We start from the raw sequence: 9635 nt of genomic DNA on the forward strand, positions 1-9635 counted from the left end.
GCTTCAAATGACCGACGTCAAACTGTCGAAGTCCTCAGATCGATCCCCGAACGACCCTATTTCCGCACCCTGTTAAGCATTCGAAATGTGAGTGGCCCTTGGTCTGTGGAAAGACCGGCAGTCTTGCCGAGAAGGTCGGCTAGCCAATCAGTAAGGCCGGTGCCGACCTCGCCTTCGTTCTCAGTCAGACCCGAGCAGATGCCAAAGCGGTTCTCGGGCAGTCCCTTGGCGACCTCCTCGAAGACAGTTCGGACTAGCTTCGCGACACCAAGGAAAACCGTGAGTGCACTGACGAGCAGAGCCAAGAAAACGACGTTCAAGACGCCGCTCCAACCGAGAAGAACCCAAGCCAGTGCACCAGACGCGAGCGCGGTAAGCGCGATCGCCGCGACGGTTCCAAGCGGAACGATTCGTCCATAGTGCTGCTGGATTAGCTTGAAAAGCGCTCGCCCTCGCGGGGTACTCGAATCCTTAAGTGCGATGGCGTCGCGCGACAGAGCGAACAACCTCCGGAAGCGCGGGACGGGTTGAAAGAAACCAAGTATGCCCTTCGAGAAAAGGCCCGGCAACTGATCGACCCCATCCATGCCCACGCCTTCGCCGCTCCTACCCATGATCCGGGCATATTCGGCGGCTGCCGCGACGCCTGCGGCGATGGCGCCTGCGGATGCACCACCGATATTGCGGAAATTGTATTTTTTCGCGAGCGTGGTGATCATCTTAGGATAGACGACGCCGCTGGTAATCCCGCCCTTCATTATGAGATCGCAGTACTGACGAGAAGTGTTCTCGGTCACGGTCATGGCCCTCATTCCTTATTGGTCGAAACGGCGTGGAACCTAGCGCGTCGCTCCGTCAGTCTTACCTGAGTAAAGCCTGGCTGATTTGGTCTGCGATCGCCTTCAGTGCCAATGCCATTGATGGTGGAAGTGGCCACTGCATTACCCCTGCCACGCTCTCGAGATCAGCCCATAGTGAACCATGAATTCTGCGGCGAACAGTCACTTACACGAATACCGATTCACGCCCCCGCTGCGCGCCCTCGAAGACAAATCATTGGCCGCGGACGCTCCCTCGTCCCTCAATCCGTTGGCGCCACGCTTCCGGTAGCGCATGCAGACTAGCGCGACTTGTCCGGTCGTACGCCTGGAAGTCCGCTCCGCGCAGTTCAAGAGGGAGATTGATACAACTGCATTGTCATTCAGCATCGCCATTGATCGAATTGAAGTATAGGGATGCGCTTCGGATGAAAATGCAAAGGTTCAAGAGCCGAAGAGAAAAAGGAGCTTAGGAAGATGGCGATCAATTTTCAGGACCTTTGGGACGCCTACCCGACGATGAAACAGGAGCCCCTGTTCAATAAAATGGGTGGTGGTTGGCCCGCGCTCATCGGCGACAAGAGGTATGAAAACACCTGCACGATCCGGCTCAGCGTCGCAATGCACGCAATTGGTAGCCCACCACCCGCAGACCTCGTGGCCGCAGACGGCAAAATGAAGGACGGAGCCGGCCGCGGCATTTGCATCCGCGTTCCGACCGCGAACAAATGGCTTCAAGGGCTGCTCGGCAACGAAACATGGGGAATGACGAAAATACCTGGCACCGACCTCAAGCCTCCGTTGCCCGATTGGACTGGGATTCTTCTTTATCTCGTTCCCGGAGGTATAGACGCGGCCGGCCATGTTGATCTGTGGAATAAGGGAGATTGCCGCGTGGATTGCCATGTCGACTATGCCCGCGATGCGACGGATCTCAAACTATGGCGGCTGTGAGGCGGAATTCTGCGATTGCCGAAGCCGCATGTCCCGCAGGCTTATTTGTCCAGCAAGCAGGCGAAACCTACAGCGACCGGCGATATTTTGGATGCCTGTCCTTGGGATATAGAAGTATCAGAGCCTAGAAGGTTTCGGGAGATTGATCTTGCGCCAATCGCCGCAGGTCCGTTGTGCCGACGCCGGATCAATCGCTCCATAGGCGACCAGGACTTCGATCTTTCGGTCCGAAACGCGGCAGGCCTCCCGCGTCGCCCGCGATTCCAGATAGCATGCCCTGGCTTCGGATTCGCCTTTGCCCGCGTGGGTAAAGAGCGTCCGCGCCCAGCCGAGCTCAGTCTCCAAGCGCTCGGAGATGGTCCGGGCACGTCGCTCCGAGAGCGCTTTATTGTAGTCTTCCGTCCCCTCGTCGCTTGCGAAGCCCACGACCAGGATTTTGTCGGGCTTGTCCTTGCGTATCACTGCCTCACGTTTGCGATCGTCGACATATTTTTTTACGACCTGGATACCTTCCACAGTAAGCGTGGTCTGACCCTTCTCGAAGAGCGCGCTTTCCGGAAAGGTGGTTCGGCCATTGAGCATGCAATCACGTTCGAAGCGATGCTCGATCAGCCGCGGCCGTGGCGGAGGGAATGCGAACGAGCCTATAAGCAGCAGCGAACCCAAGCCTGCGGTGCAAGCAAGCGCTGCTTTTTCACCCACCCACGGTCCTGAAGGCGCTCCACCCCCGGCGTCGGGAACCAGTGACGGAATTCCGGCACGGCCGCCATCGCCAGTCGATGTAGGCGTTTCGCCGCAGCTGGCGGTATCTGTCGGTGACGGGGTTCGAGCAGGACCGGCTAGAATGTCGGCTGCGGCGCTAGGCATGGTAGCGCGTTGCAAATTTCCCGCGAGTTCCGCTAATGCAAGCCTGTTACCTGCGGCGAAGCATTCCGCTTGGGCGATCCAGCCCGGAATGTCAGCGGCCAGCGCATGGTGGTCATCGCCCAAGGCCTCGCGGACATCTTCTTCCGACGCCATCGAAAGCGCTTTTACGGTGTTGATGCCGCCGTACCGGAGGCGCTCGCCCAAGGCTGAGCCGATCCCCGTGATGTTTTCGAGGACCGTGACCCCAGCCGTCAGTGTGATGGCAAGCTTGAGGAATGACTCGATGTCGCCGTCGGCGAGAAATTGCGCCTGTGCGGGCCAGGTCGCGGGAACGGCCAAGTCGTATTTAAATCCCGCTTTGTCGAGAATGGACTGAATCTTGGCAACCTCCGTCCCAGCAAGCTTCGAGAAGCTGTCCAGACCGTTCGCGACCAGCAACTCGGCAATTTTCGGACCAATTCCCTCAATTCCCTGTAGCTGATCGACATGCTCGGGCGTAGGAGCAGGCCGATTGGCGTCGCGATCGGTGTCGGTCGGAGAATCGGGCGTAACGATCGGGGTGGTCGCGCCCCCATTCATGCCGGGGATGCGCTTGCCCAACCAGCGGAGCGAGTAACACAAGAGCGGGACCGCAAGTCCGCCGACGCCGCTCCAAAACATCCAGTTGCGCGCGCCAAAATCGAGCAATTCGGTCACAACTTTGCCCCCCAACGCCTGAAAATCAAAGCCATAGATTTCCTTCAGAAAATGGCGCGAACCCGAAATTCGCGGTGTTCAACACAACGTATTCGCTCGCCGTCATCAGGGTGCTTGCGTTGAATCCTGAACGGGCTGCGTATAGCGCGGATCAAGCGCGCTGTTGATCAAATGAGCGAGGCGAAATCCTGCGAGCCGAATGCGCGATTCCGCCGTGGGCGCGAATTGCGCGAGGTAGGTCTGGCTGAGCGATTGCACACGCTTCGCCGACCCCGGCCGTAGCATGGGTTCGTTCTCGGAATATTGGCAATTGCCGTTGATTAGCTTGCAGTAAAGCACCGCCGGATCGAGCGTGGTTGCGAAGGATTCCTTCGCCCATTGCCACGGCTCGCCGCCCACCATCGTGCGCTCAACGGTCGCGCTCGTATTGGCCTGTAGCGTGTCGACCGCGCGGTAGGTGATGGTATTGCGGCCCCAGCTTTTCTTGTAGTCGGCGCGCTTTCGCACGCGTTCGAACAGACCGCTTTCTAGTAGGCAGTTGTCCCAAACCGCGTGCAGGTTTTCGACCCGATAGGTCGATGTCCCGCATCGTCCGTTGAGCGTCGCATCGATGCCGTTTCCGCCCCGGTCGTCGGCAAAGGAAATATGCAGCGGTTGGTGGATGTCCCCGACCCAATGGCCGATAGCCATCAGTGCGCGCACGCGGTCTTCGCTCGAGCGGTTTGAGTCCTTGAGGGTCGCCAAGTCCCGAGTGATGCCCGACAAGATGCATTCGCCATTGCCTGGGCAAGCGGGGCCGTCGATCGAGCCGACGCTTCTAGCGACATTGATGAAATGGTCTTCGGCGTGCTGCCGCGGAAGTGCGTCCTCCTCGAGGCAGCCGAGGTTGAAGGACGTGTAGTGCCTGTCCTCCATGCGCCCTTTTCCTTTGACGGTGATGCCGCCTCTTCGCGATTGCAGAAGCCCACCAACGGCGGCGCGCGTTGTCGGTGTGAAATTGCGGTAAGCAAGTTCGCAGACCGTCAGGTGCCCAAATCGCCCCCAGGCTCTCGCGGGCTGTGGAATGACTAGGCCGGGCAAGGCTAGAGCGACCGCAATCAGCAAGCTAAGCCAGTAGCGCATGATGATTCCCCCAGTGCTGTCCAGAGTCTACGCGAAATTAAGCTTCGGCTCCATTACTATCGCAGCCAGTTCCCGCCAGTTCGGATGGAGTCTAAGTCGGCTCAAGTAGCTGTCTTCCCTGACCGGCCCTCACTTATTGGTCCGTGTTGATTGTTGTTGCATTATCGCCTCCATCGCCAGTGTTGGCCGTAGGTGGAGCGTATCGGAACCGGAGGGCGGCACTGTCGCTGCACATCGACAAAGTCAGATCAATGCTGCGTGGCAATATCTGTGGCGCGTGATCGACCGCGAAGGCGAGATCCTGGAGTCCTAAGTCAGGAAAGGCGCGGTAAGCATAGGCTTTGGCCCTCGCTGAAGAAGGATTGGAAGCGGCAAAATCGCGCGCTGAGGCGGTCGTGACTGTGCCGCTGGCGCGACCGCTTCGCTGCTTTCGCCAATCCGGTGTCACGAGAGGATGAGGCCGATAAGCAGCGCTGCTAAGGAGTAGAGCGGCCTGAAAGTCTCTAAATAGCTTTTGTCCAGCAGCGGAAATGCGAGGCAAAGCCAAAGAACCGTAGCCGCGGCCGCGACCCCTCGTTGAATCCGCAGCTTCTGCAGCAGTTCGAGCGAAGCGCGCTCGATGGGCATGATTTATCCCGAAGGCAGCCGGAACGAGAAGGGCCGCGTCAGAATCGAGAAAAGCGCCGCTGTTCCGAACGCCACAAACCACAGCGGCGGATGCGGCTCCGGCATCATTGCGAGGATGAGCGTGGCCGCTCCGCCCAGCATGAGCCCAATAGGTTCTTGAGCTTCGCATTGTGACCCTTGGCCGCGAATGATCGTACTTGGCGTCGGAGCCAGCTCGGTTCCTTCTCCTTGCTCAGCCGAAAGGGTGGCACCATTGCCGGTGCAAGCGCTAAAGTCACTGACAAGAAGGCGAAGAACGGCTTCCCTTCCGCGGGAAGCGGCAGGCCGGTCATGAGAAGACACAGACCGGCTCCCAGCGCGGTCGCCAGATCGACCCACCAAGCACGCGGGATCGGCATCTGTGGATCCAGCGTCGTGAAGCGCAGGCTCGCATAGCCCGCTGCGGTGATCAGCAGACCCAAAGCGAATATGAAGATGATGACTCCGGTCAATTTAACCCCGGGCGCGGCTATATCGCATATTTGTGTCTTCGTCCGCTTGGCCGCGCCGGGGCGCCCCGCGGCTTCGCGCGACCGCACTTTATTTCGCGCAGCAAAGCCCGCGCTCAGTTGCGCGCGCCGCCTGACAGTCTGCACGGACGGATCGGCCGCTCGCGCGAAGACCAAGGAGACTTGAAATGCCGCAATCGGATAGTGGACCTTCATCGATGCAGGTCGCGCCTTCATCCTGTCCTTCGAGGCCGGCGATCCGGACTGGAGCTGCTTTCCGATTGGAGCGCTGGCCAAGTTGCCCGCGCTCCAATTCAAACTGATGAACATCCGCATACTTCGATAAATCAGTCTGGAGCGCCACAAGGCGGTTCTCGGCACACTGGCAAAGTCCTGACATAGGGTCTGCCTACCCGCTTATCTGTCCGAAATTTGCAGGTGTATCTCAGACAAAGCTCCAAGCAGCCGATACCCAGAAGGACTCGAACCGCCCCGTCCATTCACGTCCACCCTTTTCCACGAATCCAAATCGTGCTAATGTTGTCCTTGGCGACTTCGTAAATCTATGATTTTACTGCGAAATCAACCGCTTAGGCGGTGACCCAAAATGCTCTTCTGGGCAAGGATTGTCTTCGCAGAATCAGGAACGATCTTGCCAGCGATCCACAGTCCGCCACACGCCAGAGCCAGCGTGCGGAGCGCCAACGCGCGGCGAGGCATATCGCGATAGCATACTGCGTAGAGGAAGGGGACAAACAGACACCAATCGAAGAGCGTGGCTGCCTCTCCAAATCGGTTGATCGCCCCAAGGGTGAGTTGCTCGGAAACCGAAGGCGATGCCCAGCAATACGGGAAGCACAAGATAGAACCAGTTCTGCCGAGCAGCGGTCGCTATTTTAGGCATCGTATCGGTCCCCCTTTGGTGTGCAATCCATATACGATTCTTGGTGGAATTAGGCCACCGGAGACCTGCGATAATCAGAAGCAAGGTTGCCGGTAATCACATGAAATGCGCCGTTGCTGAGGAGGGGGCATTGAAGGGAGTGGCAATTTTTGCCATATTGCGGTTGGAGGTATCAGCCTATGGCTACCATGAATGTTTCCCTGCCTGATCCTATGCGAGACTATGTGCAGAACCGTATCGACAGCGGCCAATATGCCAGTGTCAGCGACTATGTTCGCGACCTGATCCGCCGCGATCAAAGCGCGATCGTCGACGAAGAACGCTGGCTGAAAGAACTCGACGCGTCGATTGACGAAAGCCTTCAGGAGATGAGAGCCGGTAGCGGTCACGATCTCGACGAAGTTTGTGACGCTCTCATCGCCGACATTCAGAAAACCACGAGCGGTGAATCGCGTCAATGAAGGTTACGCTGTCCACACGGGCTACGCGCGACCTCGAAGGCATCCGAAGATATATCGAGAAGGACAATCCCGCGCGCGCGATCTCGTTCGTCGGCGAACTGCGCGACGTCGCAAAGCGTTTGGTAGATATGCCGCGCGCCTTCCCGCTGGTCCCGCGCTACGAACAACACGGGATCCGGCGGCGATCTCACAAGGGATACGGGCTTCTCTATTCCGTCGAGCCGGACCGGATCTTCGTTCACCGGATCATTGGGCCAGGACAGGATCATGACGCCGCCTTACACCTCAATTGAGGTAGCCAGACTGCTCGAATTGCAAGTGGCTGTCATAGCGTGATGCCGAAAATAGCCTGTTTGCCGTTCATCCACGGAAACGCAGGAGGGCATGGTCCGGGGCAAAATCGCGAGGCTGACTATCAGTCCTGATCCGGCACCTCAATCGAAACCAGCGCGGAGTATTATTGCTAATGAAGCGGGAGCCTGGAGAAACCAGCGCTCGCCGCTTGTAGACCAAGATCAGCGACTTTCCTCTCTAGACGTTGAACACGGGAGCAGCGATTTCGCCAGCGTAAGCCCGGTCACGGCATTGCCTTTTGCCCGGCCAGACCTACCTTTATCTGAATAGTACTGAATACTAACGGGCGGCCCTAAGAAAATGTTTTCGACGCCTGGACGGTGACGAACGTGAAGGCGTACGAGGATCAGAATTGCAGCCACAACCCGACAGAAGCAGAGAGTTGGGCGACAGCCTTGATCGGTGGCGTCGGCGCTTTCCGCTACTTGGTCAGCCGCTCGACGCGCCAATGATCGCGCTCCCATGCAGCCTGAGGTTCATCTTCGGGGGTGAGAGCCGTCCTGTGATGATGGCCGGTACGAGAAATTCGTCACGAGCTCGGCGCGCGTCCGTCGGTGATTTCGCTACCCCAAACCAAGTGAACACAGGCCACCCCGAAGGAGACTATCGATGAAAGCTCTAGTTTATCATGGCGACCACCATATTGCCTTGGAAGAAAAACCGAAACCTCAGATCCTGAAGCCCACCGACGCCATCGTGCGCGTACTGAAGACGACGATCTGTGGCACGGATCTCGGGATCTACAAGGGCAAGAATCCCGAAGTCGCCGACGGGCGCATCCTGGGCCACGAAGGGGTCGGGATCGTCGAGGAAGTCGGGGAGAGCGTCACGCAGTTCCAGAAAGGCGACAAGGTCCTGATTTCCTGCGTCACCTCTTGCGGCTCGTGCGATTACTGCAAGAAGCAGCTCTACGCGCATTGCAGGGACGGCGGCTGGATTCTCGGCTACATGATCGACGGTGTGCAAGCTGAGTATGTGCGCACGCCGCACGCGGACAACAGTCTCTATAGAATTCCGCAGACAATAGATGACGAGGTCGCGGTTCTGTTGAGCGACGTTCTCCCCACCGGACATGAAATCGGCGTGCAATATGGAAATGTTCGCCCGGGCGATGCGATTGCAATTGTTGGCGCTGGGCCTGTCGGCATGTCGGTCCTCCTGACAGCTCAATTTTATTCACCGTCAATCATCATCATGATCGACATGGATGAGAACCGTCTCGAACTTGCCAGGGAGTTGGGAGCCACGCACACGATCAACTCCAGCACGGAAAATGCCGTCGAGGCAGTCTTCAAGATCGTTTCAGAGGGCGTCGATGTCGCAATCGAAGCGGTCGGCATCCCGGCCACCTGGGACATCTGTCAGCAAATCGTCAAACCCGGCGCGCACATCGCCAATGTCGGCGTTCATGGCGTCAAGGTGGATTTTGAAATCCAGAAGCTTTGGATCAAGAATCTGACGATCACCACGGGACTTGTGAACACCAACACGACGCCCATGCTCATGAAGGTGGCTTCGTCCAACAAGCTGCCTTTGAAGAAGATGATTACCCACCGCTTCGCCCTGAACGAGATCGAACAAGCCTATCAGGTTTTCCTCAACGGCGCGAAAGAGAAGGCCATGAAGATCATTCTTTCCAATCAGGCGTAGTCGATCGTAGGGGCCGATCCGGCACTTCTGGGCGCCCGGATCCCCTCTTTCGGTTCAGGCGCGATCACACCGGGTCCGCTGCCCGGTTCCTGTGCGAGGTGCCCTAGTTTTGCGCACAAGCTTAGTCCTTCTCATCGGCAGGCGCTTACGGCGTTCATGGTGCCGATCCTTAGGACTTGGATCGAACAGATGATTCTTGTCGTCACTCGCTCTCCATCCAGCTTAGCCTGATAGGCTGAGCCATCCTATGTCCGCCGTGGCGTGAGCTTTCATTCGCATCTATCTTGATGGAAACCACATGGCGAGCGACGGTTACGGCCTGTTTTTCGTACAGTGGTGGAATGGCTGGCCGATAGGCGACTGACTGGTTTGGGGTGCGGATGCATGGATAGCTGCCGTTCCCTTGCCGTCGTCCTCCGACCAACTTTTGCCGAAACCCGCCATTTTGCCATTTCAGCGACCTTATACCGACCTGCATTGATCAGGACCCACGTGCCCATTTGCGGCGTCCGATAGTCATGATGCGCCACGACTGATCGACCAGCCTGTTCCAAGCTTCGCAGCAGAGGTCGATGATGTTGTCGTGGGATGTGAAGATCCGGTTGGACAGCCAGTTGTCGCGCATGAACTGCCAGATATTTTCTACTGGGTTGAGCTCAGGACATTTCGGCGGCAGCGGAACGATGCTAATATT

The 9635-nt window shown here is 57.8% G+C and carries 10 protein-coding genes; 4 read left to right on the forward strand and 6 right to left on the reverse strand.

Annotated elements, in window-relative coordinates; translation table 11 throughout:
- Positions 1-56 precede the first annotated feature (56 nt).
- Positions 57-803: a patatin-like phospholipase family protein gene (locus QHC67_RS18240; RefSeq protein ID WP_319296524.1), complete on the reverse strand. Its 747-nt coding sequence runs from the start codon at positions 801-803 to the stop codon at positions 57-59.
- A gap of 492 nt (positions 804-1295) precedes the next feature.
- Between QHC67_RS18240 and QHC67_RS18245 the strand changes: the two genes are divergently transcribed.
- Entirely contained in the window at positions 1296-1772 is a 477-nt protein-coding gene (locus QHC67_RS18245; RefSeq protein ID WP_319296527.1) for a T6SS effector amidase Tae4 family protein, read from the forward strand.
- Positions 1773-1889: 117 nt separating this feature from the next.
- Here QHC67_RS18245 and QHC67_RS18250 read toward each other — a convergent pair whose 3' ends face one another.
- The 4 genes from QHC67_RS18250 to QHC67_RS18265 form a co-directional block, all read right to left on the reverse strand.
- Complete coding sequence (locus QHC67_RS18250) at positions 1890-3335, reverse strand: OmpA family protein (RefSeq protein ID WP_319296529.1); 1446 nt, start codon at positions 3333-3335, stop codon at positions 1890-1892.
- A gap of 105 nt (positions 3336-3440) precedes the next feature.
- Entirely contained in the window at positions 3441-4457 is a 1017-nt protein-coding gene (locus QHC67_RS18255) for a S1/P1 nuclease (protein WP_319296531.1), read from the reverse strand.
- Between the two features lie 444 nt (positions 4458-4901).
- A complete protein-coding gene (locus tag QHC67_RS18260) occupies positions 4902-5084 on the reverse strand; it encodes a hypothetical protein (RefSeq protein WP_319296533.1) in 183 nt (60 codons plus the stop codon).
- Between the two features lie 104 nt (positions 5085-5188).
- Entirely contained in the window at positions 5189-5809 is a 621-nt protein-coding gene (locus tag QHC67_RS18265) for a hypothetical protein (RefSeq protein WP_319296535.1), read from the reverse strand.
- An 846-nt stretch (positions 5810-6655) separates the two neighbouring features.
- Here QHC67_RS18265 and QHC67_RS18270 point away from each other — a divergent pair.
- From QHC67_RS18270 to QHC67_RS18280, 3 genes are all read left to right on the forward strand, one after another.
- Positions 6656-6937 (forward strand): type II toxin-antitoxin system ParD family antitoxin, encoded by a 282-nt coding sequence (locus QHC67_RS18270; RefSeq protein ID WP_319296538.1) that lies wholly within the window; start codon positions 6656-6658, stop codon positions 6935-6937.
- A complete protein-coding gene (locus tag QHC67_RS18275; RefSeq protein WP_319296540.1) occupies positions 6934-7230 on the forward strand; it encodes a type II toxin-antitoxin system RelE/ParE family toxin in 297 nt (98 codons plus the stop codon). The genes QHC67_RS18270 and QHC67_RS18275 overlap by 4 nt, the downstream gene beginning before the upstream one ends.
- 670 nt (positions 7231-7900) lie before the next feature.
- On the forward strand, positions 7901-8941 hold the full coding sequence (locus QHC67_RS18280) for a zinc-dependent alcohol dehydrogenase family protein (protein ID WP_319296542.1): 1041 nt from the start codon (positions 7901-7903) through the stop codon (positions 8939-8941).
- Positions 8942-9422: 481 nt separating this feature from the next.
- Here the strand turns inward: QHC67_RS18280 and QHC67_RS18285 are convergent.
- Positions 9423-9635 (reverse strand): transposase (locus tag QHC67_RS18285; protein WP_319296543.1); only part of this gene is annotated, 213 nt, incomplete at its 5' end.

Source organism: Sphingobium sp. (assembly GCF_033795625.1).
Taxonomy (GTDB): domain Bacteria; phylum Pseudomonadota; class Alphaproteobacteria; order Sphingomonadales; family Sphingomonadaceae; genus Sphingobium.

Bases quoted from the DNA above. Each gene is read 5' to 3' on its own strand.
- QHC67_RS18275 (WP_319296540.1), top strand. From the start codon at position 6,934: ATGAAGGTTACGCTGTCCACACGGGCTACGCGCGACCTCGAAGGCATC.
- QHC67_RS18260 (WP_319296533.1), bottom strand. From the start codon at position 5,084: ATGCCCATCGAGCGCGCTTCGCTCGAACTGCTGCAGAAGCTGCGGATT.
- QHC67_RS18245 (WP_319296527.1), top strand. From the start codon at position 1,296: ATGGCGATCAATTTTCAGGACCTTTGGGACGCCTACCCGACGATGAAA.
- QHC67_RS18265 (WP_319296535.1), bottom strand. From the start codon at position 5,809: ATGAAGGCGCGACCTGCATCGATGAAGGTCCACTATCCGATTGCGGCA.
- QHC67_RS18255 (WP_319296531.1), bottom strand. From the start codon at position 4,457: ATGCGCTACTGGCTTAGCTTGCTGATTGCGGTCGCTCTAGCCTTGCCC.
- QHC67_RS18280 (WP_319296542.1), top strand. From the start codon at position 7,901: ATGAAAGCTCTAGTTTATCATGGCGACCACCATATTGCCTTGGAAGAA.
- QHC67_RS18240 (WP_319296524.1), bottom strand. From the start codon at position 803: ATGACCGTGACCGAGAACACTTCTCGTCAGTACTGCGATCTCATAATG.
- QHC67_RS18270 (WP_319296538.1), top strand. From the start codon at position 6,656: ATGGCTACCATGAATGTTTCCCTGCCTGATCCTATGCGAGACTATGTG.